At 55.4% G+C, this 25,995-nt stretch carries 24 protein-coding genes; 4 read left to right on the top strand and 20 right to left on the bottom strand.

What is annotated here, in order from left to right; translation table 11 throughout:
• Positions 1–117 precede the first annotated feature (117 nt).
• The 4 genes from H6B51_RS07880 to H6B51_RS07865 are packed head-to-tail and all read right to left on the bottom strand — an operon-like array spanning position 118 to position 3,244.
• Positions 118–513, bottom strand: a complete 396-nt coding sequence (locus H6B51_RS07880; RefSeq protein WP_195279696.1) for a metal-dependent transcriptional regulator — start codon at positions 511–513, stop codon at positions 118–120.
• Between the two features lie 45 nt (positions 514–558).
• Positions 559–1,956 carry an ABC transporter ATP-binding protein gene (locus tag H6B51_RS07875; RefSeq protein WP_195560580.1) on the bottom strand — a complete coding sequence of 466 codons (1,398 nt, stop codon included), beginning with the start codon at positions 1,954–1,956 and terminating at the stop codon, positions 559–561.
• The gene (locus tag H6B51_RS07870; RefSeq protein WP_204883156.1) at positions 1,953–2,645 is read right to left on the bottom strand and encodes an energy-coupling factor transporter transmembrane component T; all 693 of its coding nucleotides are present in this window, start codon (positions 2,643–2,645) and stop codon (positions 1,953–1,955) included. The genes H6B51_RS07875 and H6B51_RS07870 overlap by 4 nt, the downstream gene beginning before the upstream one ends.
• The gene (locus H6B51_RS07865; RefSeq protein WP_087294355.1) at positions 2,642–3,244 is read right to left on the bottom strand and encodes an MptD family putative ECF transporter S component; all 603 of its coding nucleotides are present in this window, start codon (positions 3,242–3,244) and stop codon (positions 2,642–2,644) included. The genes H6B51_RS07870 and H6B51_RS07865 overlap by 4 nt, the downstream gene beginning before the upstream one ends.
• A gap of 129 nt (positions 3,245–3,373) precedes the next feature.
• Between H6B51_RS07865 and H6B51_RS07860 the strand changes: the two genes are divergently transcribed.
• Complete coding sequence (locus H6B51_RS07860; protein ID WP_243421188.1) at positions 3,374–4,408, top strand: helix-turn-helix domain-containing protein; 1,035 nt, start codon at positions 3,374–3,376, stop codon at positions 4,406–4,408.
• Positions 4,409–4,813: 405 nt separating this feature from the next.
• Here H6B51_RS07860 and H6B51_RS07855 read toward each other — a convergent pair whose 3' ends face one another.
• Both H6B51_RS07855 and H6B51_RS07850 read right to left on the bottom strand, forming a co-directional pair.
• Positions 4,814–6,523: an ABC transporter ATP-binding protein gene (locus H6B51_RS07855; RefSeq protein WP_204883155.1), complete on the bottom strand. Its 1,710-nt coding sequence runs from the start codon at positions 6,521–6,523 to the stop codon at positions 4,814–4,816.
• A complete protein-coding gene (locus tag H6B51_RS07850; RefSeq protein WP_204883154.1) occupies positions 6,516–8,279 on the bottom strand; it encodes an ABC transporter ATP-binding protein in 1,764 nt (587 codons plus the stop codon). Before H6B51_RS07850 ends, H6B51_RS07855 begins: the two co-directional genes overlap by 8 nt.
• Before the next feature lie 169 nt (positions 8,280–8,448).
• Between H6B51_RS07850 and H6B51_RS07845 the strand changes: the two genes are divergently transcribed.
• The gene (locus tag H6B51_RS07845) at positions 8,449–9,456 is read left to right on the top strand and encodes an AraC family transcriptional regulator (RefSeq protein WP_195279702.1); all 1,008 of its coding nucleotides are present in this window, start codon (positions 8,449–8,451) and stop codon (positions 9,454–9,456) included.
• Positions 9,453–10,205: an alpha/beta fold hydrolase gene (locus tag H6B51_RS07840; protein ID WP_087294367.1), complete on the top strand. Its 753-nt coding sequence runs from the start codon at positions 9,453–9,455 to the stop codon at positions 10,203–10,205. The genes H6B51_RS07845 and H6B51_RS07840 overlap by 4 nt, the downstream gene beginning before the upstream one ends.
• Before the next feature lie 53 nt (positions 10,206–10,258).
• Here the strand turns inward: H6B51_RS07840 and H6B51_RS07835 are convergent, their stop codons facing one another.
• From H6B51_RS07835 to H6B51_RS07825, 3 genes are read right to left on the bottom strand one after another with little or no spacing between them, the layout of a single operon-like run.
• Entirely contained in the window at positions 10,259–11,779 is a 1,521-nt protein-coding gene (locus H6B51_RS07835; RefSeq protein WP_204883153.1) for an ABC transporter ATP-binding protein, read from the bottom strand.
• The gene (locus tag H6B51_RS07830; RefSeq protein WP_204883152.1) at positions 11,776–12,501 is read right to left on the bottom strand and encodes an energy-coupling factor transporter transmembrane component T; all 726 of its coding nucleotides are present in this window, start codon (positions 12,499–12,501) and stop codon (positions 11,776–11,778) included. Before H6B51_RS07830 ends, H6B51_RS07835 begins: the two co-directional genes overlap by 4 nt.
• Complete coding sequence (locus H6B51_RS07825) at positions 12,498–13,109, bottom strand: MptD family putative ECF transporter S component (RefSeq protein WP_204883151.1); 612 nt, start codon at positions 13,107–13,109, stop codon at positions 12,498–12,500. The genes H6B51_RS07830 and H6B51_RS07825 overlap by 4 nt, the downstream gene beginning before the upstream one ends.
• 189 nt (positions 13,110–13,298) lie before the next feature.
• Between H6B51_RS07825 and H6B51_RS07820 the strand changes: the two genes are divergently transcribed.
• Complete coding sequence (locus H6B51_RS07820; RefSeq protein ID WP_204883150.1) at positions 13,299–14,264, top strand: AraC family transcriptional regulator; 966 nt, start codon at positions 13,299–13,301, stop codon at positions 14,262–14,264.
• A gap of 74 nt (positions 14,265–14,338) precedes the next feature.
• Here the strand turns inward: H6B51_RS07820 and H6B51_RS07815 are convergent, their stop codons facing one another.
• The 11 genes from H6B51_RS07815 to H6B51_RS07765 all read right to left on the bottom strand — a co-directional run bounded on the left by H6B51_RS07815 (position 14,339) and on the right by H6B51_RS07765 (position 25,861).
• Complete coding sequence (locus tag H6B51_RS07815) at positions 14,339–16,084, bottom strand: ABC transporter ATP-binding protein (protein ID WP_204883149.1); 1,746 nt, start codon at positions 16,082–16,084, stop codon at positions 14,339–14,341.
• 2 nt (positions 16,085–16,086) lie between these two features.
• Positions 16,087–17,883, bottom strand: coding sequence for an ABC transporter ATP-binding protein (locus H6B51_RS07810; RefSeq protein ID WP_006572699.1), 1,797 nt, complete (start codon positions 17,881–17,883; stop codon positions 16,087–16,089).
• Positions 17,884–17,943: 60 nt separating this feature from the next.
• On the bottom strand, positions 17,944–18,924 hold the full coding sequence (locus H6B51_RS07805) for a helix-turn-helix domain-containing protein (RefSeq protein ID WP_204883148.1): 981 nt from the start codon (positions 18,922–18,924) through the stop codon (positions 17,944–17,946).
• An 18-nt stretch (positions 18,925–18,942) separates the two neighbouring features.
• A complete protein-coding gene (locus H6B51_RS07800) occupies positions 18,943–20,325 on the bottom strand; it encodes an ABC transporter ATP-binding protein (protein WP_204883147.1) in 1,383 nt (460 codons plus the stop codon).
• Positions 20,319–21,014 carry an energy-coupling factor transporter transmembrane component T gene (locus H6B51_RS07795; protein ID WP_204883146.1) on the bottom strand — a complete coding sequence of 232 codons (696 nt, stop codon included), beginning with the start codon at positions 21,012–21,014 and terminating at the stop codon, positions 20,319–20,321. Before H6B51_RS07795 ends, H6B51_RS07800 begins: the two co-directional genes overlap by 7 nt.
• A 1-nt stretch (position 21,015) precedes the next feature.
• A complete protein-coding gene (locus tag H6B51_RS07790; RefSeq protein WP_204883145.1) occupies positions 21,016–21,615 on the bottom strand; it encodes an MptD family putative ECF transporter S component in 600 nt (199 codons plus the stop codon).
• A 137-nt stretch (positions 21,616–21,752) separates the two neighbouring features.
• Positions 21,753–22,577, bottom strand: a complete 825-nt coding sequence (locus H6B51_RS07785) for a class I SAM-dependent methyltransferase (RefSeq protein WP_204883144.1) — start codon at positions 22,575–22,577, stop codon at positions 21,753–21,755.
• Positions 22,578–22,601: 24 nt separating this feature from the next.
• On the bottom strand, positions 22,602–23,417 hold the full coding sequence (locus tag H6B51_RS07780) for a class I SAM-dependent methyltransferase (RefSeq protein ID WP_204883143.1): 816 nt from the start codon (positions 23,415–23,417) through the stop codon (positions 22,602–22,604).
• Between the two features lie 41 nt (positions 23,418–23,458).
• The gene (locus tag H6B51_RS07775) at positions 23,459–24,151 is read right to left on the bottom strand and encodes a class I SAM-dependent methyltransferase (RefSeq protein ID WP_243421187.1); all 693 of its coding nucleotides are present in this window, start codon (positions 24,149–24,151) and stop codon (positions 23,459–23,461) included.
• Between the two features lie 287 nt (positions 24,152–24,438).
• Positions 24,439–24,954 (bottom strand): hypothetical protein, encoded by a 516-nt coding sequence (locus H6B51_RS07770; RefSeq protein WP_204883142.1) that lies wholly within the window; start codon positions 24,952–24,954, stop codon positions 24,439–24,441.
• 61 nt (positions 24,955–25,015) lie between these two features.
• The gene (locus tag H6B51_RS07765; protein ID WP_204883141.1) at positions 25,016–25,861 is read right to left on the bottom strand and encodes a class I SAM-dependent methyltransferase; all 846 of its coding nucleotides are present in this window, start codon (positions 25,859–25,861) and stop codon (positions 25,016–25,018) included.
• Between the last annotated feature and the right edge of the window lie 134 nt (positions 25,862–25,995).

The following is a 25,995-nucleotide window of genomic DNA, read 5'->3' as shown; positions in this document are numbered from 1 at the left end:
CAGGGAGCGATACCATCGGCTCCTCGTCGACCTCGATTTTTTCTATCTCAGGGTGGTTTTTGAGGATAGACAGAATCTGCTCCAAAACTTCCGTATCTCTTTCGTGCAGATCCAAAATTATGACTCGTCCGATGATATCACCGCTTTCCCACTCAGTTTACGAGTTGCTTTCAGTCGCTCAAAGGTTTCCTTGCTGACTACATGCTCAATCCGGCAGGCATCCCGTTCGGCAGTAACAGGATCGACACCAGCTGCCACAAGTATCTCTGTAAAAAAGAGATGCTTTTCGTAGGTATCCTCGGCAACCTCACGGCCGAGATCAGTCAGGTGCAGGAAGTGATCTCCATCCATGAGTAGGAAGCCGCCCTTTTTTAGTGTAGCCACCGCATGGCACACACTGGGTTTGGACACCTTCAAGTGTCGGGCCACATCCGCAGACCTCACCATGCCCTTTTTCTTTTTGAGGACAAGGATGGCCTCCAGATAATCTTCACCCGATTTGCGTAAAGGCATAGACAGTCCCCCTTCCGTTATGTAGGCGGCTATTTCCTGGACACTTCATGGCTGCTTGTCATTTGGCAGCCAATCCGCCGTCCAAGCCCCACTCTCCCGCAGGAATTCTCCGTCATGGGTGATAACCACCACACATAGCCCCTGCTCCGCTAACTCCCGGAGGCGTCGGCTCACCTCCAGCATGTGGCCATAGTCAAGTCCGCTGGTAGGCTCATCAAAGATCAGCAGCTCCTTTCCGCTGAGATAGCCATCTGCAACGGCCAGCCTCTGCTTCTGCCCGCCGGATAGAGCCATGGGGTGAGTATCCGCATACTGAGCCAGATCCATTCGGCCCAAGGTTGTCAAAGCCTCCTGCTCTGTGGCCGTATTTCCCAGCCGGATCTCTGCCAGCACGCTGTCTCCAAAAAGCTGGAGGTTCACATCCTGCATGATTAGGAACGCCTTCCGCCTTCTTTCCGTTCGGCGCAGAGGCTTTCCATCCCAAAAAATTGTACCGCTTTGTTCCTTCATCAAACCGCACAGACACCGGGCCAGGGTGGTCTTGCCTGCCCCGTTTTGGCCGGTAATGGCGGTAATTTGTCCCCTGGGCGCACGGAAGGATACGCCCTCCCATACAGCCGCACCGTTATAGGTCGCCCGCAACTCCCGAACCATCAAACCGTCTGCTCCCGTCGTTGGGCTTGGCTCAGGCGAGGACACCGGTACCTCCGCAATGCTCCGCAGTCCCATGGAGCGGCGTTCCTTCTCGGTCAGAGTGAGGAAATTCTGCCCGGAATATTCCCGTTGCAGCTGCCCACCCCGCAGATAGAACACCCGATCAGCAAGATCCGCAGCGTACCAAAGGCGGTGTTCTGCCATCAGCACGGTCTTCCTGGCCTTTTTCAGCTGTTTCAGAATCTCCCGGAGCTGGCGGATACCCTCCCCATCCAGATTGGAGGAAGGCTCGTCCAGTACAAACAGCTCCGGCCCCATGGCCCAGGCGCTGGCGCAGGCAATGCGCTGTTTCTCTCCACCGGACAGAGCAAAAATGCTCCGCTCCAGCAGCGGCCCCACTCCGCAGACTTGGGCGGCGGATTCCAGAGCCTGTGCCATTTCATCGTGGGACGCTCCACGACTCTCCAGCCCAAAAAGTACCTCGCTGGTGGTGTCCAGATTGAAGAACTGGGACTTGGGGTTCTGAAACACCGAGCCCACCGTCCGCGCCAATTCCCACAGCGGGGTCTGTGCCACATCCTGGCCGCCAACCATAACAGTTCCCGCCAGCGTCCCACCTCCAGTATGCTGAAGCAGGCCATTGACGAGCTTGATGATTGTGGTCTTGCCGCAGCCGCTCTCACCGGTGAGCAGGATAAGTTCCCCCGGTTTCACAGAAAAGGTGCAGTCCCGAAGGCTTGGCGTCTCCTTGCCCTCATAAGCATAGGTCACATGGTCAAAGCTAATCATGGCAACACCCCCTTGCAGCAGATCCCGCCCACGCAGAGGGCCAGAAACAGTAGTGTGACCACCACATCCTGGATGTGAAATCCGATGGGCCGCCAGGAGGACATCTTTCCTGGGTACTCGATGCCCCGAGCGGTGGCGGATTCGCTGAGTTCTTCTGCTGTCTGGGCTGCCCCCATGAGCATTGGTACATAAATGCACTCCAGTTTCTCCTCAAAACCACGGATATTCCGAAGGGCCATGGCATCCCGGATATGGCGCAAATCCTGCCGAAGTGCAGGCAGAAAGCGCAGCGTCACCGCAAGGGTAATAGAAAAACTCCGAGGAGCGCCCATCCTCTCCAAAGCAGCCATGAACTGGCTGACGCTGGTGGTGGCAATCAGATAGGCACCGCCGGCAATACAGGGGAACACCAGAATGAAGTAGGTCACCGTAGCAAAGACCGTAGCCAAAGAGCCGGGCAACAGCGGCAACAGCCAGTATTGTATCGCCAGGATAGCCAGATATGTCGCCAGCAGCCCTCCCAGCATGGTACCTTTCCGTTCTACCAGAAAGAGAATCAAATAGGCTACCATGACACCGAGCTGGAAAACCGCAGGACTCCAGGTGAACACCACCACATTGGCCAACAGCCAGATTAGAATCTTGGTTCGAGGATCGAGAAAAGAAGGGTAAATATTCTTCGTCCTCATTGGGCCAGCCCGGCCTTGACAAAATGCTTACGCATGAGCTTCATACCCAGCAAGGACCCCAGAACAGAACCCACCAGAATGCTCAGTACAATGACCCCGAACACCGGCCAGGTCAGCAGGCCCTCCATCGTGGCCATATAGCCAGCGTCCATCATCTGGGCGGCATACTCCAAATAGCTCTCTTTGGTAAACCAGAGGGGCAGAAAGTCCCCGATAAAGCCCAGATTGAAACAGAAAAAGCCCAGCATCAGCCAGCTTTTCCGCCGGAACTGTCCAGCTCGCAGGCACAGCTCACACAGGATTCCTCCCACCAGTCCTGTGATGGGGAACATCCAGGTAGCAGCCACCAGCACCACGCCGGTGATCAGGCTGGTGAGAAGAAAAGGGCCGTTTTTCCGCACTTTGGCCACCATCAGCATGAACACTGGCCCGATCAGAATGGCATCAATAAAGTGGGTAGCAAACCATACGTAGGGGCTGACACCGCCCACCAGCATAAAAAGGAAGCGAATGGCAATGCACACCGCCCCCAGTGCGCCGGCGGTGATGGCGTCTTTGGCAGTCAGTTTGCGTTTTCCCTGTTCCAATGATTGAGACATATTGAAATTCCTCCTGTTTATAATCGTTAGCCTTAGCTAACCAAAAAACAGAATAGCATAGCTGACTACCTGCCGGCAACTCCATACAGGCATTTTAGCTCCAAATAGCTTGCAGTTTTTGAGCAATCATTGACGACTCCTCCCCAGTCAGTTACAATCAAACCAAATCAAACAACGGAGGCGCTGCCCATGTCCAATATGTCGCAACTTTTTGATGCCAGCCGTTTCCCAGGCGATGTGAAGGTTCGATCCAATGGCAAGGCTACGGTGATGACCCGCTGTGGTTCAGAGAACGGAAGCCTGCGACTGTTTTCTTTGTGGGAGGGCGCAATTCTTTCCTTCAACCGGATCTATACCCAGGTCTGGCCTCTGGCGCAGAACGAGGCAGCCAACATCCTGCTGCTGAACTTCTGCCAGAAGGGGCGCTGTGAGGTGGTGCTGGAGGATGGACAGTTTGCCTTTCTCTCTCAAGGACACATGGCCGTAGGAACCCAGCAGGCTCAGGAGGAGTATCGCTACCCCAGCGGTCTCTATGAGGGTATCGAGTTGTTTTTGGATCTGGATTTGTTGGCCCATCGTCCCTATCCACTGTTTCAGGAGGGGGAAGTAAGCCCGGAGGGGATCATGGAGCACCTGCATACCTCCCGCCGACTGTATTTGGGACCCACGCCTGCCTGTGTGCAGACATTGCTGGATGACCTGTGGCAGCTTCGAGATTCGGAGGAAGTGGGACTGCTGAAACTTCTCTCCGCCCTGCTGCTTTGGAAGGTAGAACGCCAGCCTCTTGAAACCAGTCCCGCAGTCCGCTATTTTACCAGCTCCCAAGTGGCCATCGCCAGGGAGACACGGAACATTCTGTGCGCAGACCTGAGCCAGAACCATACAGCGCGGGAACTGGCGGAGCGGTTCCAGGTTGCCGAAACCAGTCTTAAGAATTACTTCCGCGGTGTGTTTGGAGAAAACCTCTCCACATTTTTACGAGAGGTGAGGATGCGCCGGGCAGCAGAATTGCTGCAGAGCAGCGAATTACGAGTGGCGGAGATCGCAGCACAGGTAGGCTACGAAAATCAGAGCAAATTTGCCGCAGTTTTTGTCCGGCACTTCGGTTGCCCGCCGCTGGAGTATCGCCGCAGGGCACACCTTTCGATTGCTGATGACAATTAGAGTCCATGTACAAGGCGTGGCTCTTTTTGCAAAGGACGCTACCACTGCTGGCTCTCTGTGAAAACAGACGGGCAGGTTCATCTGACGAATCCGCTGATGGACTTTCTTCGCGTTTCTCGGGACTACGGCTCTTATCCATCCGCAGCAGCGACATTGCCTTCACAATGGGCGCCAGAGGGCCGCTTCTGGAAAAGGCGGATCGCTATAATGGCGTGATTCCGGAATTCTGAATTATGACAAAAAGCGGCCATTGACAAGGATATTCTGTCAGCGGCCGCTTCTCTGTCTGCAGCCATGAACATTCTGGCAAGGGAATCAACTGGGCAGCAATTTGCAGTCCGTTTGATTTCTTTATTGGGATAGGAAGAGAAGGAATCGTTGTCAGTGCCGGGGAAGCATCTCCGCTTAATTGGACAGTCTTTGCTCAGCTGCCCACATAGCGGCATATTTTCCGCCTCTGGCCAGCAGCTCCTCATGGGTGCCGGACTCCGCAATGTTCCCGTCTGCTACCACCAGGATCTGATCCGCATTTCGGACGATAGACAGGGTATGTGCAATCATGATTACTGTCTTCCGCTCTGACAAAAGCCCCAGGATCGCCCGCTTGACCGCCAGCTCGTTTTCAATGTCCAGAGAGGCAGTGGCTTCATCCAACAGCAGGATGGGGCTGTTTTTCAAAATAGCCCGGGCGATGGACAGACGCTGACGCTCCCCGCCGGAGAGAAAGTTTCCGTTTTCCCCAATAGGGGTGTCATAGCCATGCTCCAGCTTCTGTATGAAGCTGTCACATCCAGCCGCACGGCAGGCGGCCTCCACCTCATGGTCTGTGGCCGAGGGGCGGGCATGGCGGATATTCTCCCGAACTGTATCATCAAAGAGGAACACCTGCTGATCCACCATGGAGATCTGCTCCAGCACCCGTTCTGCCGCCACGGTCTCAATGGACTGCCCTCCAATGGAGATGTCGCCGCTCTGCGGTTCGTAGTATTTGGCGATCAGATTGAGAATGGTGGATTTTCCGGAACCGGAGTCTCCTACAATGGCGGTGAGCTTTCCTGCCGGCGCCGTAAAGGACAGTTCCTTCAGCACCGGCTCTCCCGGCACATAGGAGAAGGAGACCGAGCGGAAGGTGATGTTCTGCTCAGCAGGATGGAAGGGCGCCATGGAACCTCTCTCCTCCGGTTCCGCCATCACCTGGAGGATATTGTTCTTGGAGACCATCAGGTGCTTCCATTCAAAGAGATCGATGGAAATGGCAGTGGTAAGCTTGGTCAGCAGAATGGGCAGCATGGAGACCATGAGATAATCCACATTGCTCAGCGTACCGGCTGCCCAGGGGCCGGCTGCCAGCGCCATGATGGCCGGCACACTGCACCAGCTGAGAATGTTATACCCGAAGCCAATAGGGATGCCCTTTGCCTCGTACAGATAACACACCCGGCTGAACCTCCGCATCGCCTCAGTAGTAGCCTGATTCTGGACGCCACCCATATGATAGGCACGGAAGGTCTGGATACCGTCGATGTACTCCACGATGCTGCTGACCGTCTCGGCACTGACCTCATGCTTGGCCACGCCGTATTTGGCAACAACGCGGAAGGAAAGCCACAGATTTGGGATCAGCCCCGCTACCACCAAGAAAAGAATCAGCCCCGCCGGCAGATACACCTTGCATACAAAGCCTACCAGCATGGCGGCCAGCACCGCGTTTTTGGTGATGTTGCCGCTGGAGTGGGTCAGGATCTTCTCGTAGCTGCCCACATCGCTGGTCATGGTATTCACATACTCTCCCACCTGTCCCTGGGTGAAGCGGGAAAGAGGGATCTGTTTGAGTTTGTCACCCAGCCGAAGCCGCAGTCCTTTGGAAACAGCAGCTCCGCCCAGCTGAACCTGCGTGTAACCGGCGGCGTAAATGACCAGTCGAATCAGGAAGATGCCCGCAAGAAACGCAGTCAGCAGCCCGAGCCGCTGTGCGCTCAGGCTGCCCTCAGACAGCCCGGACAGAACCATATAAATGGACAAGTAGCTGCACCCGGACAGCAGCCCTTCCACTACCGTGAGGATCACACCGGAATAGAAGGCCCGATTTTTACGGAACACATTTGCCTCACGCATGCTGCACACCCCCTTCCACGGAATAGGCAATGGCACGGGCAGCCCGGTAATCCGCCCAAGCCCTGCGGTAGTATTCATTTTTCTCCAGCACCTCTTCATGGGTACCACAGCAGGTAATGGTGTTGTTCTCCACTACTGCCACCTTGTCGCACAGCTTGATGGCGCCCAGCCGGTGGGCTACGATCACAACTGTCTTGCCCCGGCACAGGTTTTCAATGGCCCGGTCGATCTCCACCTGGTTTTCCGGATCAGCCGCTGAGGTGGCTTCATCCAGGATCAGAATGGGGGCGTTTTTCAAAATAGCTCGGGCGATGGCAATCTGCTGCCGCTCCCCACCGGAGAAACGGGAGCCGAAAGTACCCACCTTGGTTTCATAGCCCTGGGGCAGCGATTGGATGAAATCATCGATCTGCGCCAGTCTGGCAGCCTCGCGCACCTGCTCCAGTGTTGCTCCCGAGTTCATGCGAATGTTTTCCAGCACGCTTCCCCGGGTCAGAAAGGTCTTCTGGAACACCAGAGAGATATGGTCCAACAGGTCCTCGTAGTCCAGCTCCCGCACATCTCTGCCGCCGATGCGGACCGTTCCCTGGGTCACATCGTAAGAGCGGGCCATCAGCTGGATCACGGTGCTTTTGCCTGCACCGGACACCCCCACCAGCGCCACCTTTTCCCCCGGCGCCACAGTGAGGGAGCAATCCCTGAGCACACCGGTCTTTCCATCGTAGGAAAAGGAGACATGATCCAGGGTAATGCCGCAGGTCTCCGGAAAGGCCGCGCCACTGGAAAAGGTGGGCAGATCCAGGATCTCCTCCACCTTTTTCACGCCGGAAAGCGCCTGAGCAAAGGTGGTGGCCAGTTTTTGCAGGGGCAGGATCTCGGTGAGATACATCCCGCCCACATAGGCAAAGAGCAGAAATACGCTGCCGGTAACGCTTCCCCGGAGGAAAAGCAGGCCGCCTACTGGAACCATCAGCACCATCCCGCACTCCACCAGCAGCAGAAAGGCGGCATAGGGCGGAGCCGTCTTGTGTGTGACCAGGTTCCAGATCCGGTTCTCCTCCTCAATGGCATGGGAAAATTTCTGGAAGGAGCGGCTGCCCATGTTATACGCTTTGATCAGCCGCATACCGGAGATGTACTCAATCATCACGGAATTAAAGCCTACCAGGGAGCGGTTGACATCGGACAAGACCCCCTTCATTCTTCGGAAGATGACCGCCATCACAATGCCGGCCAGGGGCAGCGGGAGCAGGGAGACCAGGGCCAGAGGGGCATTGACGGAGAGCAGATACAGGAAAATCACAACCGGTCCTGTGAGATAGGCCACAAATTCCGGCAGGTTGTGGGCCAGAAACAGTTCCAACTTCTCGATGTCCTCATTGAGAACGGTCTTGACCGCGCCTGTGCTCCGCTCGTCCAAGGCTCCAAGAGACACTTTGGCAAGATGCTCCGTTACCATGCACCGCACTCGAAACAGCGCCCCATAGGCTCCCTTGTGAGACAGCACACCCGAAGTACCCAGCAGCACCAGCCTTCCCACGGTGCCCGCCGTGACCAGCAAAGCGCAGTCGGCGATAACTGCTTTGGTACAGGCGCCGGAGAGCACCGCATCCATCAGCCGGTAAATGCCAATATACGATGTGATGACCAGAATACCGCTGCCAAAGGCACACAAAACGGACAGGATCAGCCATTTCCGTTCCGGCCCGGCCCACTGCAGCAGCCGCATCACCGGTGATGGCCGTTTTTCTTTCATCGTCTGTTCCTCCTTCCCCCGGCTTGACGAGAGCGCCGGGAAGTGATATTTTAGTTAGCAGATACTAACCAACATCCATCCTACCGGCAAAACAGCGGTATCGCAAGGCTTTGGGCGCGGTTCCGGCTGATTGGGGTGGAGATGTGGCTGATCGAGGTGGTGACAGATTATGGCGGCAAATAAAGACTTAGAGCAACAATATGGCCAGGCGATGGAGGAACACGGGTTTCTTCCAGATCCGGAGAACCGGCGTTACGGCTCCATGGGGCTGTGCTGGCGGCACACCTCCCAGCAGGGCGGCGGTTTTTTCTGGACCTACGGGCAGCAGAATCTCTATACCATCAAGATCCATGATTTCTTTTTCCATGAGGATCAGCTGCTGGAGTTCCATTGGCCGGAGAGTCTCAGTGTCACCTGGTATGAATCCATTTCCGGGGAGGAGTTCTCCCCCTGCCGCCGTCTTGTTCCAGGCTGTGTCAAAAGTTTTATCGGAGGTCGGGAACCATACCGGGCGCTCATCCACAGGCAGATCCCCATCGTTTCCATTGGCGTGGAGATCACCCCGGCTTACTACCGGGATTATCTGCGCCGCCAGTTTCCCCAGGAGTATCAAAGCCTGCTGGAGTCTTTTCAAACGCTGGATCAGACAGAACACTTCCCGGAAATGGTGCAGCTCTTGAAACAGGTGCGCGACTACCGGGGGGAGGGGCTTCCCGCCCGTTTGTTTTATGATGGGAAGGTGGCGGAGGCGGTGGCGCTGGTGGCAGAGCGGCACCTGAAGCGCAAGAACCGCCGTTCTGTCAGTGCGGAGGATATGGTACGGCTGGCCGATGTGGCAGCCTTCATCACGGCCCACTGTGCGGATGAACTGCCGCTGGAACGTCTCAGCCGTATTGGCTGCATGAGTATTTCCAAGCTGAAGGATGCCTTCCATGTCCGGTATGGCTGCACGATTACCCAGTACATTCAGGGGCAGCGCACGGAGCAGGCTGGGCGGCTGCTGCGGGAAACCGACCTGCCGGTGAGCCAGGTGGCGGCCATTGTTGGGTATCAGAATCCCAGCCGTTTCGCGGAGATCTTCCGGCGAAACACCGGACGCTCCCCTGCGGAATACCGCAGAGCATGCTGGAGTTCCTTCACGGAGGTAAACGATATGGAAAGGAAAGATTCTTTATGAAAATACAGTATTTTGGAGATCCATCTAATCCCAAAATCGTTGTTCTGCACCCCATGCTTCTGGACGGGAAAAGTATGCTGCCTCTGCTGGGCGAACTGCGGAACAGTCATTGTGTGATCGCGCCGGATCTGACAGGCCATGGAACAGATACTGGGATCTTTCAAAGCGCCCAACAAGAGGCAGCAACGCTGGCCGGCTGGCTGACAACGCAGGGATGGATTGATCTGAAGTTAGTGTTTGGTGCATCCATCGGTGCCGTGGTGGCGATGCAGTTGATTGCCATGCCCACATTCAAAGTTCACACCGCAGTCTTAGAGGGATGCCCCCTCCATTCCAATGCTGCTTTTCTACGGATGATGGCGACCCGTATGTTTCTGTCAAAACATCGGAAAGCACAGCAACATCCCGGTTTGTCTGCACAGCGGATGACAAAAATCTATGGGGAGACGCTCGGCCTTATCATGGGGCACACCTTTGAACAAATTCGTCCGGAAACTTTGCAAGCCATCGCTGCCGCCTGTTCGGACTGCACCTTTCCCAACTATCCAAAGGAGTTGGAAGCTCACCTGTTTTTTGAGTATGGCAGTGAAGACATCAGCGCCAAGACCGCGCGCAGGGTTGTCTCAAAGCACTATCCGTCTGCTTCCTTTACAATCCGGGAAGGCTATGTTCACTGCCAATATCCCGCCGTTCTGGGAGAGCAGTATTCCAAGGTATTGGAGGAATACCTCGCCAGGGAACTTCACTAATAGAACCCAAGAGGCCGCATGGGGAACATTCCACCATGCGGCTTTTTCAATCGTCAGCAATCGGCAGAACAGAATCGGCTTTTCCTGTGTTCTGTCCGTCCCGGCCTGCTTTCTGAAATGGAGAACAATTCTCTCAATGTAGGGAGAGCGTCCATGGTAACAGACACATCGTCGGGCATTTCTCCTTCATCAAAGTGGAGGATGCGGGAACAGGTACGACTGACAAATTCAAAATCATGTGTGACAATAAAGATGACTTTTCCCATATCAGAAAGCCGCCGGATCAGACCCGCAACCTGTGTCATGCTGTCAAAATCCAGCCCGCTGGTCGGTTCGTCAAACACCAGCAGGTCTTTCCCACAAATCATGCTGACCGCTACCGCCACCCGCTGCTTTTGACCTCCGGACAGGGTATTGGGGTGGCGGTCTCTGAATGGGGCCAGGGCCAACTCCTCCAGTGTTGCGTCAACGAGCGTCTGTTTCGGATTGCGAATACCGAATGTACATTCTGACTCCACACTATCCGCAAAAAACTCGTAATTCACATCCTGCATGACCATATAGGAATGCCGCAGGCGATCTTTGTGATCCATGGACAGACCGTTCCAAAAGAATTGACCATCACAGGCCTTATGAAGCCCGCACAAAGCACGGGAAAAGGTCGTTTTTCCGGCCCCATTGTGGCCAACGACACCAATTACCTCTCCCTTTGCAGCTGTAAGGCTGATGTCGTGCAAAATGGTTCTCTTCTTATAGTGAGGGGCTACATTGTTAAGTTCCAAGATAGGATCTGAAACAGGCGCAAGGGAATGATACCGCGGCGGGAGAACACGATGCAAATCAATCGCTCGAAGGCCCATTCGTTCTCGGGTTTCCTCCGACAGCTGCCGAAATGCTTCCGGCGTAAAGACCTGTGTGATTTTCCCATGTTCTAAATACACAATTCGGTCCACCAGATCCATCAAATAGTACAACCTATGTTCTGCAATCAATATGGTTTTCCCCTGCGATTTGATCAGCCTGAGATGTTCTCCCAATTCTTGAATGGAACGCATATCCAAATTGGAGGACGGTTCATCCAAAAGATATATTTGAGGATTCATCGCATAGACCGAGGCAAATGCTATCTTTTGCTTTTCTCCACCGGATAACTCGAAGATGTTGCGATTACGGAGGTTTTCAATGTGCAGTTCTGCCGATGTCCGATCCACGCGTTCTCTCAACTGGCAAACTGGAAGTGCTTGATTTTCAATACCAAAAGCGATCTCGCTGTCTGTATCCACATTAAAAAACTGTGTCCTTGGGTTTTGAAACACCGATCCAACCTTTGCGGCAATCTGGTGCATGGGAAGATCACGGACTTCCTGACCATCCACCAGTACGCTGCCCGCCAGTTCTCCTGCGTAGAATTGCGGGATCAAACCGTTTACAAGCCTCGTGATGGTGGTCTTCCCGCAGCCGCTCCGGCCACAGAACAGCACACATTCTCCGTCCTCTATGGTCAGGTTGATGTCATGCAGCCCGTCTCCTTTTTGTCCTTGATAAGTAAATGATACATGCTTTAACTCGATCATCCCAGCATCCCCTTTCCATAAAGCCCGACAGCCAGTGCGCATGCAAAGCAAAAGACTGCCGCAATATCCATCAATCCGATATGGATCTGCACCAGACAAGTTCGAGGCTTTGGGTTTTCAATGCCGCGGGTGATGGAAGCGATGGACAGTTCATCCGCCGCTTTGGATGCCGCCATCATCAACGGAACATAGATACACTCCACCGTTATTCCGGGATGTGTCAGGAACCCCTTAAGCGAGGGCGAGACGTCCCGCATCCGCATTGCGTCCTTGATAAACCGCCAATCCTCCTGAATGGTAGGGATATAACGCAGCATGACCGCCAAGGGGATTACCAGCTTTTGCGGTGCATGGATGCGATTCATCGCCGAGAGGAATTCGCTGACCTTTGTAGTGGAAATGACAATGCCGGACAGCATCCCGCAGGGGTAGACCTTATGGAACAACCCCAAAAAAGCGATAAACATGGTGCGCCAAGTTCCGGTCATGGTATCCATGATCCAGATGGTGAGCAGAACGATCAGCGCATAGAACAGTACTCCCTTCCAGGCATACTTCCACTTTCCGAAGCAAATGCCGAGTAGCCCGATCAGCACCACAAGGCCCAGTTCGTAGAATAAGGATGGAGCCATCATGGCTGAAAGGATGCACAACAGGAGCAGTAATATCTTCGTTCTGGGGTCCAGCCACAGTCCGCGCGTGGATAACACTCCGCCAGTCATGCGGTGATCCCAGCCTTTTCAAACTGCTTTTTCAGCAGCTTTCCACCAATCCAACCACTGAACGCAGCAATCGCCAGCGTTCCGATAATGATGACAGCCAACAGCCAGGAGGGAGCAGATGCGCTCATTGTGTCAATATAGGACTGTTCCGTGCCGTTTTCCAGCATCGTGCTGGCCCAGCCTTGCGGATCAATAAAAAACACCACATAGGTGTAAATGCCGCCCAGCGACATCAGCATATAGGACAGCAGATTGACCGCCTTATTGCGGTAATGTCCCGCACCAGCTACCAGATCGGCGATAATTCCCATTCCGATATAGCCTAAAGAAAAAGCCCAGTGCATTCCGGTAACGAACCAGATGATCCCCATAATGATGCCAAGAATGGTGACACTCCACCGCTTCTGAACCTTGGCGATCATCAGAAGATATACAGGGCCGCACAGCAATGCTGCACCCATTGGCATATAGAATGTCAAAACTGGGTTTGGTGCAAAGAAAATACCGCCAATCATGGTAAACACCAAGAAAATTGCGCTGAAAATGCCGGTTGTCACAAGATCTTTGACAGTAAGACTCTTTTTTGCGGGATTGATTTGGTTGCTCATGTTGATCCTCCTATTTTGCAATGCGTTGACTTTATGGGATAGGTATGCTATCCTTTGGTTAGAGATAGCTAACCGTTATATATCATTACACCATGTACAATCTGCTTTCAATCATTTGGAGTGAGGTTCGTCTTATCATTTCAAAAATTCGTCTAATCATTGCAAAACAAGGGAGGCGTATCTATTGTAATGACCGGTATCATCGAGCAATACTATGCGCCATTACTGAAAAAGCACGGTTTTGTACCGGAACCAGATAATGATCAATATGGTCCTCTGGGCCTTTGCTGGAGGCTATCTCCGGAAGTTGGCGAAGGTTCCTATTGGACCTACGGACAAAGGGATTTGTTCGACATCAAGATACACAACTTCTCTTTCAATAAGGATTTTATGTTGGAATTTGATCTCCCGGAATGTCTCAGTATTACCCGTTACGATTCCATCTCCGGTGAAGAGTTGTCTCCGTATCGCCGGTTGTCAGCCGGATGTATCAAGACCTATGTGGGCGGTTACAAACCATATCAAGTAATCGTCCACAAAAATATACCGGTTCGATCCATCGGCATCGAGATCACTCCCGCATATTATGAGGATTACCTGAAAAAACAGTATCCGGAAGAATATCGGAATCCCATCGAGGCTTTTCGGAAAATTGATCAAACAACAGAGTTCCCGGAAATGTACAGGCTTCTTTCAGAACTACAGAACTACCGCGGAACCGGAATTGCGGCCAAACTCTATTATGAGAGCAAGGTAGCTGAGGCGCTCTCTCTGGTGGTTGAATATCAAAAAAAGCGTTCAGTTTCTGATCATAAACTGGTTTCTCAGGATTTGGAACGGATTCAAACCGTTGCGGCCTATCTGAGTGATCATTACGCTGGTGAAGTCCCCATAGAACGTCTGGCACAAATTGCCTGCATGGGTACGACAAAGCTCAAAAGCAGCTTCAAGAAGGTCTATGGTTGCACGATCACAGAGTATATGCAGCAGCGCCGCATGAGTCAGGCAGAATATCTGCTGGCTCATACCGATCTGCAAATTGGTCAGATTGCTCAGACGATAGGATATTCTACATCCAGCCGATTTGCGGAACTGTTTCGAAGAAGCACTGGCTTGCTCCCGCTGGAGTACAGGAAAATGGCAAAGCGAAAGTGATACAAAGCCAAAATCCAAAGAATCATCCCAAAACAGTATGTGGGGAGGCAGATCTGCCTCCCCACATACTGTTTTCATATCCGCCATCCCTCAGCCCGCTGTCGGATCTCGATAAAGTTCCGGTAAGTTCCCTCCTGGCTCAACAGCTCCTGATGGGTGCCCTGCTGAGCAATGCGGCCATCCTCCACCACTAAAATCCGGTCTGCGTTTTGGATCGTAGCCAGACGGTGGGCAATGGTGATGATGGTTTTCCCCCGCACCAGAGCAGAGAGCGCCTCCTGGATCTCATGCTCATTCTCCGGGTCCACGCTGGCGGTGGCCTCATCGAGAATGATGATGGGGGCGTCCTTCAGCAGGCACCGGGCGATGGAAATGCGCTGCTTTTCTCCCCCGGAGAGGTTGGAACCGCCCTCTCCCACCATGGTGTCGTACCCTTGGGGCAGCGCCATGATGAAGTCATGGCAGCGGGCCGCTTTGGCTGCGGCGATCACATCCTCCTCGGCAGCATCCAGGCGGCCGAAGCGAATGTTATTGCGGATGGTGTCGTGGAACAGGTACACATTCTGAAATACCATGGCAATGTTGCGCAGGAGGCTGTCGCAGGTCATCTCCCGGATGTCATGGCCGCCCACGGTGATGCGTCCCTGATCCACATCATAAAACCGGGCCAGCAGCGCGCAGAGGGTGCTCTTCCCGCTGCCGGACGGCCCTACAATGGCGGTGGCGCTATTTTGCGGCAGCCGGAAGGAAACATCGTGGATTACCTCCCGTGTTCCGTAACCGAAGGAGACATGGTCAAAGGAGATGTCGTAACGCTCCAAAGAGATGTCTTTCCCATCCTGATCCGGCAGTTCCGTTTCCTCCAGTTCTTCCAGACGGTCCAACACCGAGTCCGTGACAGAAAGGATATGGGCGGCGTCGTTGATGGACTCCACACTGCCGAAGATCGTGAAGGAAAACATGGCAGCCATCAGGAGCACCGGCAGCTCCAAGGTTCCGTTCATAGTCTGCCAGCCGGCGGTGAGCACCAGGCCAACAGCTGCGGCCTTCAGAGAAAACAGGTGCAGGCAGTTCCAGGGCACAAAGCCAAACTCGTTTTTGATACGGATGTCCTTATTGGCCCGGCATGCCTCAAAAAAACGCTGGGAGGACACCCCCTCCTGGCCAAAGGATTTGACCACCGAAAGGCCATGGATGTACTCAATGGCCGCCCCGGACAATGCCTCTTGGGCCCGATGTCCCACCGGAGCGGTGCGGGCACTCTGCCGCCCGATGCCGCGGAGGGCAAAGGCGGACAGCAGCACGCCCACCACTGCCACCAGCGCCGCCTCCGGGCAGAAGAACGCCATGCACAAAACGATGACCAGTACCTGCAGATAGCCGTTGATGACTGCATCCACCATCTTCATGCTTTGCAGCTCCAGGGTACTCAGTTCCGTAGTCAGAGCAGCCAGAATGTCGCCCAGGTTATTCTTGGAGAAATACCCCAAGGAAACCCGTTTGAGCAGGTCACCAAGTTCCAGTCTCTGCTGCGCCGCCCGCTCTGTTCCGATACTCTCCTGGAGCCGGTTTTTCCAGTAAGCACACACGAAGCGCAAAACGATCAGCAGGATGATCCCGCCCAGGCACAGCCAGGGGAGCCTGGCGTCCAGCGCCGTCCCCTCCTGGGCACTCTCGATGACCAGCCCAAGGGCCCAGGCCGCCAGCATCACCGGCCCGGCGGCGGCCCAGGTGGCAAGAAACGAACAGAGGCTTCCGAGATACAGCCGTCTGTGGTACCCCTTTGTCCAACGCAGAATCCGATTCATACTCCGAAACATCGTCAAGCCTCCTTTCCAACCGCCCAGTTCTGGGCACCCACATGGGCCTGCCATAGCTTTTGATATAGCGGGCATCGGCTGAGCAGCTCCGGCTGTGTGCCTTTGTCCACAATACGGCCCTTCTCCAGCACCACGATCTGGTCGGCGTTCTGAATCGTGCTCAGCCGGTGGGCAATAACCAGCAGCGTTTTCCCCCGGGAGAGCGCCATCAGGGAACGCTGGATCTTGTCCTCATTCTCTGGATCGGTAAAGGCGGTGGCCTCGTCCAGAATGACAATGGGGGCGTCCTTCAGAATCGCGCGGGCGATGGCGATCCGCTGCCGCTCCCCACCGGAGAGCTGCTTGCCCGCTTCACCCGCTGGGGTATCCCATCCATGCTCCAGCCGCCCTAAAAACTCCTCACACTGAGCAGCCCTGGCAGCCGCCCAAACTTCCTCCTCCGTGGCGTCCGGCTTCCCCAATCGAATGTTTTCTTTCAGAGAGCAGTCAAAGAGGAAATTGTCCTGTGTCACGAAACTGACCTGATCCGCCAGCTGCTTCAGTGTGAGATTCCGAATATCCACACCGCCTATGGCAATGCAGCCATCCGTCACATCCCAGAACCGAGCGATAAGCCGGGCTGCCGTAGATTTGCCGCCACCGGAGGGACCCACCAGAGCGGTGAAGGTGTTGGCGGGAAGTTCCAGATCAATGTGACGCAGCACAGTGTCCTCTTCTTTCCCGCTATACGAGAAGGACACATCCCGCAAAGTGATACCGCTGCCGGAGAGGCGGGCGGGCTCGGACGCCTCGGGCAGCTCCTCCAGATCCAGCAGATGCCGAGTGTCCCGGACGGCAAATTCCATGCTCTTCATGGAATTGAGAAAGGCTGCAGCCTGCACCAGCGGGGACACGATACCCAGCACCAGCATCAAGCACAGAGCCAGCCGGGCCGGGTCCAGGACGCCGGTCTGATACAGGGCGATCCCAACTGGCAGGGTGGCCAGCAGCGTGGTAGGCAGGATAGACAGGCACAGGTTCATGGACTTCCAGGTGCAGCGGAACCAATCCAGCGTGAAGTCACGAAAACTGGTCACTGCCCGGACGAATTTCTCATAGGAGGCACCGCTCTGGTTGAAAGCCTTTACCACCTCGATGCCCTCTACATACTCCACGATGATACTGTTGACCTGAGCATTGGCTGCCATATAGGCGGCATACTTTTCGTTGTAGGTCCGCAGGCTCGCCGCCATGGGGATCAGCGCGGCCGGGATCGTAGCAAGGGAGGCAAGGCCCATCCGCCAATCCATGGCAAAGAGGGCGATCACCACCACGATAGGCAGCAGCACATTGGAACTCAATTCCGGTATCATGTGGGCCAGCGGCGGCTCAATGTCCTCGATCCGATCCACGATGGTGCTTTTGAGGGAACCGACGGGCTTCGACAGCACACTCCCCAAGGGGGCGTGCATCAGCTTATGGGCCACTTGACGGCGCAGGCCCTCCAAAATGGTGTAGGCAGACACATGAGCCAGCATAGTAGAAAAGGCGTAAAAAGCCACCTTGACCGTATATCCCGCCAGACACACTCCAGCCCATCGGAGAAGCTCCGTTCCGGAGGCCGACTGATGGATAAACAGGCGAAGGATCTCATAGACCCCCAGATACGGCACAAAGCCCCCCACCACGCTGATAATTGCGCATATAACAGACAAGACCAGCTTTCCCCGGCAGGGACCGGCAAAGGAGAGCAGGATGGCCAGCCAGCTGCGTTGTTTCACAAAACCACTCCTTTCAAAAAATAGGGCATGGTGAGACATCTCTCACCATGCCCTATTGTATCGGTTCTTACCCGTGCTTGCCGCTCCGCACAGCCAGCGTCACTCCGTTTCGTCAGGAAAAGAGAGAACGGGATTCCCGCCGCCTCGCCGGTATTCCAGCGGAGTTTGTCCCTTCACCGCCCGAAAAGCCGCGGCAAATTTGCTGGAGCTGTCATAGCCCACCGCTCCGGCGATCTCTGTAACGCTGGCCTCCGGTTCTTTCCGAAGCAGCAGAGCCGCCCGATCCATCCGCAGTGCCCGCATATAGGTGTTCACCGGACTGCCATATATGCTTTTGAAGCAGGCCTTCAGAGTGGTTAAAGGGATCTGGTACTGTCTGGACAGAGCCTCCAATGTGATATGCTGATCCAGATGCTCTGCCAGGTAGGAGCGGATAGCCTTGACTGTCTCCACCTGAGAACGGTAAAAATATGGCTTTTCCGTTCCACTTCCCAATTCCAGGGCGTCGAGATACAGCAGCAGCTCCAGGATCTTTACCCGGAAGTAGGGCATTTTGATCCGCTCCGGTACGGCACAAAGCTCCTGGAAAATGTGATCCACCGAGGGTGCTCCGTGAATGACCTGCGGCCGGGCATCCGGGCAGAATTTCCGCTGAATGGCGGCCAGATCCAAAGGATAGTCTCCCGCCAGACGAGCCAGTTCCATTGGCGCCATGGACAGGTCAAAGCACATGGAGATGCCATGATAGTGGAACAACGGGAGAGAAAAGTATCCTTTGTGCTTCAGGCGGCGATCCACTTTCAGGTCACCTGCCTCCACATAGGAGAACGCGTCGTCGCCCACAGCGTATTCCATCCGGCCCTCCCGGCAATAGTCGATGCAGAGGAGATCCTGCCGGGTCTCAAAAGAGGAGTCGCAATAGGCCATGTGGAAATCGTTATACAGGATGGTAGTACCGGGGAACACCTCGTAGACGGTCATGGTTCCCTCGCCGCTCTCATTTCGCAGCTGATAAACGCTGCACCCACCGCTCTTGGCCAGGAGGCGCAGATCCGGCTGGCTGTCCTGTAAAAATGCCACTGCGGCTCAGCTCCTTTCTCAAAGTTCCAGCACCCGATCACAGGCACACTGGAGAAATTCGCGGTCATGGGTTACCACCAGAACCACCCGCCCCTCGTCCGCCAGTTCCCGTGCGCAGCGAGCCACTTCCTGCATCCTTGCATAGTCCAGGCCACTGGTGGGTTCGTCGAATACCAGCAGCGGCTTTGGGGACAGCATGGCGGTAGCCACCGCCAAACGCTGCTTCTGCCCGCCGGAGAGGGCCATAGGGTGCTTTTCCCGGAACGCAAGCAAATGGAGTCGGTCCAACACCTCCTGAATGCGCTGGTCGGAGAGCCCTTCCGCAGCCAGCCGACACTCTCCCCACACACTGTCGGAAAAGAGCTGATGGTTCACATCCTGCATGACGCAGTAGGCGATCCGCTGCCGCTGCTTCGGACCAAGGACGCGGCCATTGAGTCGGATCGTTCCGGCACTCTCCCGCATCAGGCCGCACAGGCAGCGGGAAAGAGTACTCTTTCCAACGCCGTTGTCGCCTGTGATGGCAAGCACCTCCCCCGGGCGGGCGGAGAAGGAAAGGTTTTGAAATACCGGCGGCTCCCGCTTGTACCGGCAGTACAGGCCCTCCACAGACAGTCCATCCTGTTCCCCTGCAGCGCGGGAGGTCGGCAGAGTCACCTGAGTAGGCGTGAGCGTGCGAAGGCCCAGAGCGATCCGTTCTGTCTCAGTCAGCCGCCGGAACTCTGCTCCGCTCCAGATCCGCTCCACGATCCCGTCCCGCAGATAGACGGCCCGATCTATGAGATCCGCCAGAAAGTATAGCCGATGCTCCGCAATGAGAATGGTGTGTCCCTGACGTTTCAGGTATGCGATTTGATCATGGAGTCTTTCGATGGTTTCCCGATCCAAATTAGCCGTAGGTTCATCCAGAATATAGAGTTCCGGCCTCATGGCATAGACCGAGGCAAAGGCCAGCAGTTGCTTTTCTCCTCCTGACATAGTGAAGATATTCCGGCCCCTCAGCCGCTTCAGGTGCAGGCGGTTGGTGGTGTCGTCCAGACTGCGGAGGATTTCACCCCGGGCCACGCCCTGGTTTTCCAGGCCAAAAGCCAGCTCGCTGTCGGAATCCAGATTAAAAAACTGACTTTTGGGGTTCTGGAAAACAGACCCCACCTGCCGGGCCAGTTTGTAAAGAGGCTGTTCCCGCACCGGTGCGCCGTTGAGCAGAACCTGTCCGGTCAGCGTGCAGTCCTCTGTAAATGCCGGGATCAAGCCGTTGACCAGCTTGGTGATGGTGGTTTTTCCGCAGCCGGAAGCGCCGCAGAGCAGGACACACTCGCCCGGTTTGATGGTCAGATCCACATGGGTGAGGGTGCCCGCATCTTTTGTATAGGAAAAGGATACATCCTGCAGCTTTACCATGGAAACACCCCCAATTTGACCGCCAGGAGGGCAGCAGTCAACCCCACGCCCACAAGGAACGCGGCGCCGTCCACCGGCGAGGCCCGCAGCTCCACCAAACTGGTCTTAGGCGCCGGGTCCTCGATCCCTCGTGTCACTGCCGCTGCGGACAGCTCCTCCGCTGTGCCGGTAGCGGAGACCATCAGGGGAACCATGATCCCCTCCAGTTTTGCCAATCCCCGGATGCCCCGCAATCGCATCGCATCCCGGATATAGCCTGTCTCTTCCCGAATGGCGGGAAAGTACCGCAGCGTCACCGAGACGGCCACAATCAGCCGCTGAGGGAAGTGGATCTTCCGCATTCCAGCCACCAGATAGGGCATAGGCGTCCGGCGAAGCATAAGGAAGCCGATCATCAGGCAGGGCATCATCCGGCGGGCATAGTTAGCGAAAATGGAAAAGCTGGTAGCAGCCCATCCCGGCGCGGCCGGCAGAATCCAGTATTGCAGGCACAGAATTCCTCCAAAAATCAAGAGGCTTTTCCCCGCCATGGTAAAGCAGTGATGGAGCAACATCAGGAACAGGAGAAAACCGATCCATGTCATTTCCATCCAAAAAGGCTGCTCACTGAAGGCCGCCAGATTGGCGAAGACCAGCAGAGCAAGACCCACCCTGGGGTCGAACACCAAACAGCGCCGCGCCTCATCCATGTTACAGAATCCCCGCCTTCTCAAAGTGCTTGCGGAACATTCCCCTGGCCAGCAGGATACCCAGAATAGCTCCCACGATAGGCGCCCCCACCAGAACCACGATCATACCCGGAGAAGTCAATGCCGCCAAGGTGGAGACATAGGCTTCCGGCATTCCCTGCTGGCTGATCTGCGCCAGAAAGCTGTCCCGCATGATCCAGATAGGCAGCGGGGAGCCGATCATCCCCAGCGAGAAAAATACGTAGGCCAAAGCGTTGCCACGGAAAGACCGGTAATGACTCCGAACTCTGATAAACTCCGCCAGAGCGCAGCTCACTGCAAAAGCGATAAGGATCACCACCGTGAACTGCCCAGTAACAAAATAGATCAAGGCCGTAATAAAGCCCATCAGGACCACCGCGCCGGTCTTTGGCACCTTGGCGCACATCATCAGGAATGGGATCCCCGCAAATACGGCGATCAGGCTGGGCATCAAAATCCAAAGCAGGGGATGCAGACCGCTGAGAAGCATAAAAGCAAAGTTGATGACAAAGTAGATGGCGGAGAAAATTCCCACCGTAATGATGTCCTTCCCCGTCATCCCTTTTTTCTGCGTGTTCATGATGTACCGCTCTCCTTTGATGTAGTTAGATTATGCTAACCGTTATTTCTGAGAAAAGGCGCTCAGCGCGCCCCTTCTTACTGAGTATAGCGGCACATCGCTGTTCTTTCCGCTCCGATTGGACGGCTTTATCCCGTTTAGTCATGGAATTTAGCGCTGTGACAGAGATGTACCATCTTCACCATACCAAACCGGTCCGAAACCGCCATGCTGATCTTGGTGGACAGCTTCAATCCGGTTCGGGGGATATGGCGGTAATAGGGCTCCTCAGCCAGCACCCTGACCCCGCCGCCTATTTTCCCGGACAACTCCGCCGCGGAATCCACATAGAAAAACATCTGTGCGTCCCCGTGGCCCACCTGCTTCATGTATTTCTTTCGCATCATGGCCATGCCGCTTTTGCTCACGGTATCAAAGACGATTTCAATCTCTCCAAACCCCGTGAGCATCCGCAGGAGGCCCACAACCTTGCTTTCCTCAAAATAGTGGAACAGACCGCCGGCGATGACCAGAATAGGAGCGTCCGGCACATCGGCGCGGATCTGCTTGATCCAGTCTTCAGCAAAGGCATCTCCGGCGAGATAGGTCTCCCGCTCCGGCTCCGGCAGCAGCTCCCGCCGATACTTCACCACATGGGGCAGATCCACCGCATACCAACGCGTCTTCCCATTGTCGCAGCGGTAATAGGCCGTCTCCAGGCCACAGCCAAGCTGGGCAATGACACCGTTTGGCCTGCGGTCCAGAAACGCCCGGATGAACCGGTCCATATTGGCAGAACGGACGGCGGAGGCCAGTAGGGTATACTGGCTCTGGCTGTCCTGCTTCAGCAGACCGAACGGCAATTTCTCTTTTAACTCCAGCGCCTTTTGATCGTATAAAATCCGCGGGCAGTACTCGCTGGCATAGATCCTGCCCAGCATGGGGACAAACAGCGTGTCCTCTACAACGCCCAACTTGGACATGGTCAACCCTCCTGTTTGGACAAATTACTTTCTGCCCACAAGCAGCCGGGAAGAGCCCAGCATCATCATGGCAGCCCGGCGGCGTGAACCGAAGGCTTCTTCCGCGGTATCAATGAGCCGGACATCCTGATAGCCCATCTCCCGCAGTTTTTGGGCAAAGGCATCCATATCGCCGTACAGCCTGGGTTTCATATCATCGTTCAGCGCGAAGACGCCGCCTTTTTTCAGCACCCGCAGGCTCTCCAGCAACAGTTTGTGCATATCGGCTCCCATGACATTGTGGTAGACATAGTTGCTGATGACCGCGTCAAAACTCTCATCGGGGAAATCCAGATGATTAGCGTCACCATGCCGGAACACACACCGGGAGGCCACGCCTTCACTTGCGGCGTTTTTCTCACAGAGGGCCTTGCTGTAATTGTAAACAGCTCCCCAGTAGTCCATGCCAGTGACCTTTGACTCCGGCCAGGTCAGGGCCGCACGAATCGACAGGGCTCCGGAGCCGCAGCCGACTTCCAAGAGACTGCCCTGGCCGTCATAGTCCAGATGAGAGAGAACGACCCGGTGAACCTGTTCCATGATCCCGCCGCCGCCAAAGGCATACTGGCGCCTGATCCATGTGATCCAGACCAGCAGGGCTGCCAGCGCCGCCGTAACAACTGAGAGCAGAACGCCGAGAGCTGTGATGTGGAACACCGAAAAGGAGAGTATGGCCAAAACCACGCCCAGAGCCGTAATGCCGCCGATAATATAGAACACGGGATTGGACATCCAGCTCCCGTAGTCTTCGCCGTGACTGCCGAGACGAATTTCTGCTTGTTGATTACGCTTTTGCTGCATTTGATTTTCCTCCTGTTGTTCAATATTTGTGTACAATTCGTTTACGGGTGTTTCTCCTTCGCCTTCCGGCAGACAAAAGAGGCTATGCCCTGAACGGTGCGAACCTTTGCCGGCCCGAATGTTTCCTCCAGACGATGCCACAGGCTCTCCGCCGTCTCAAAGGGCGGGGTGAACCAGCCCTTTGGCACATACAGTCTGCGGACCAGCCAGTCGGTGCGGCGGTTTTGTCCCCGCACATAGAAACAGCCGCAGAAGGTCCCGCCGGGCCGCAGTACGCGAACGATCTCCCGCCAGGCGGCCTCCTTGTCCGGGAACGCATGAAAGCCGTTGAGTGAGAGTACGATGTCGAAACTGCCGTCCCCAAAAGGCAGCCCCCCAACATCCCCCTGCTGAAAACGCACATGGGAAAGTCCCTCGCCCCGGCATTTTGCCCGTTCCAGCATCTCCAGCGAGTAATCCAGGCAGGTGATCTCCGCCTCCGGCATTTCCCGATAGAGGGGCATGGTCAGTATGCCGGTACCCACGGGGACTTCCAGCAGTCTTCCGGAAAACCCCTCCGGTATTCCGGAAAGGGCGGCGCAAAGGTAGTCCTGGGTTTCCGCACGGCCCATTTCCCATACCAGACTGCACACCGCCCGGCCTGACAGGGTGGAACAGGTGATCATGCCATCATAAAATGTCCGTTTGCCTCCCAATCCCCGGTAGGCTTTTTGAATCCGCTCTTCTTGTCCCATTTTTCACCTTCACTCACTCAAGCACCCAGCGCCACATCCAGCGTCATCATGAGGGCAGAGCTGGTACCAAACAGTGCGGGCCCCACATTGGAGCGCTTTTTCACTGATATCTTCGGAATCATGTCATCGAATGCCGCTGAAAGCCACACTCTTCATTCATCTTTTTTCCCTTCCTCCAGCGGCCCCTCTGGGGGTATGGGAAACAATTTTTGTACCCCATCATCTTGACTGCCGGACTGATGATTTGAAAAGGAGCAGTCATGCGGCACATCTTGTTTTCTTACCGTTCACCAAAATATATCGATGAGCAGCCCCAGCCCTGCCTGGGCTGCCGCCAGGATGGGACACATCAAAAACGGCCACTGGAGCAGGTACTCCGGCAGAGCGTAGTCCTTCATCCAGGCGTTGAACCTGTAGCCGGGGTGCCCTTCGGTCCCCGGAATGATAAACCGTCTTTTCGCCTTCCTCTGAACCAGCCAAAAATCCAGAAAGAACAGGTCGCAGAAATTGACCATCATCCACTGGATATACCCGGTCAGAGCCAGAGGCCAGAACCCTGTTGTCCCACCTTCCATGGTACTGACCGCGCCATAAAGCAGAAGGGGCAGCAGCTCCCCAAAACAGATCCAAATCCAGTAAAAGCGGTTTTCCGCACTGGTGGGCGGATCTTTTGCCGCCTTGATGATGGCGGGCGGATAACCGGGGAACATCAGCCGAGGCTTATACAGCGCCACCAGTCCGGCAAACAGGTTAAAGTAGGCCGCCATAGCGAACCCGTCCAAAACGGTGCGCGTCCAGTTCATACACATCCCCTATCACGATCATCTGCTCGTATTCTGGGTGGAAAAAATCGGTTAGGTATCATCATTCTGCAAAGTCAATCCGGACGATCTGGAGGCGCATCGGTCCGTCGGCCAGCTTCGCCAGCAGCCGGTGGACGGGGCGAACCGCCGGATCATGAAGCGATTGATAGCCCAGCATATAGCCCCGGCTGGAAACAGAAAACAGCGGCGACCAGGGCTCCAGCTCCCCCTTGGCGTCCTTGACGGAGAAATAGGCCCCCACATCCCGGATGCCCGCCTGCTTCACCCAGGTTTTCAGCATCAGCCGGACAGCCGTTTGCCCGGCCGCGTCAAAGACCAGCCGCCCTCCTGGGAAGCGTTTTGCGATGCCTGTGACCAGAGCTTTCACCTCTTCTGTCGTGAAGTAATAGAAGACTCCGGCGGCAAACAGCACCACCCCATCATCAGGATCATTGCGGACGGCATCCATCCAGCGCGGGTCTTTCAGATCAAAGGTCAGGTTTTTCTCCCGCTCTCCGGGCGGAAGCAGGCGATCCCGCAGTTCAATCACATCCGGCAGGTCGATATTCCAGATGCTGCACCGGCCGTTGTCACAGGCCCGCCCGGTGTTGTCCAGACCGCAGCCCAGATTGATGACGGCCGCTCTGGGATGGGCATTCAGATAGTCCCGCACCTCCCAGGCGAGGTCATTCTGGCGCATGGCGACCTCCAGCGCGCCGAAGGTCTGCATCAGACCGTTTGCCCGCCGCTCCAAAGGGGAGAAGTCGTAGTCCACCTTCTCCATCAGTATGGCCGCCGCGGCATCCTGATACAGTCCGGGGAACCGCCGCGAGCAGATCCACCGGCCATACAGCGGGATGATGAGCGTCTCCTGCACGGAGTCCTTCTCGATTTTGTACTTCTCCATAGGCCCTCCTCAAAAGACACGGTACTCTACGCTTGATTATAGTTAGCAAACGCTAACCAGTCAAGTGATTTTCCATTTTCAGTATCAATTGCCCCTTCAAGCGCAATCTCCCGGACACAACAAGAGTGCCGCCG

Source organism: Pseudoflavonifractor phocaeensis (assembly GCF_016901955.1).
Lineage (GTDB): Bacteria > Bacillota > Clostridia > Oscillospirales > Oscillospiraceae > Flavonifractor > Flavonifractor phocaeensis_A.
This window is presented reverse-complemented; position numbering and strand designations above follow the sequence as displayed.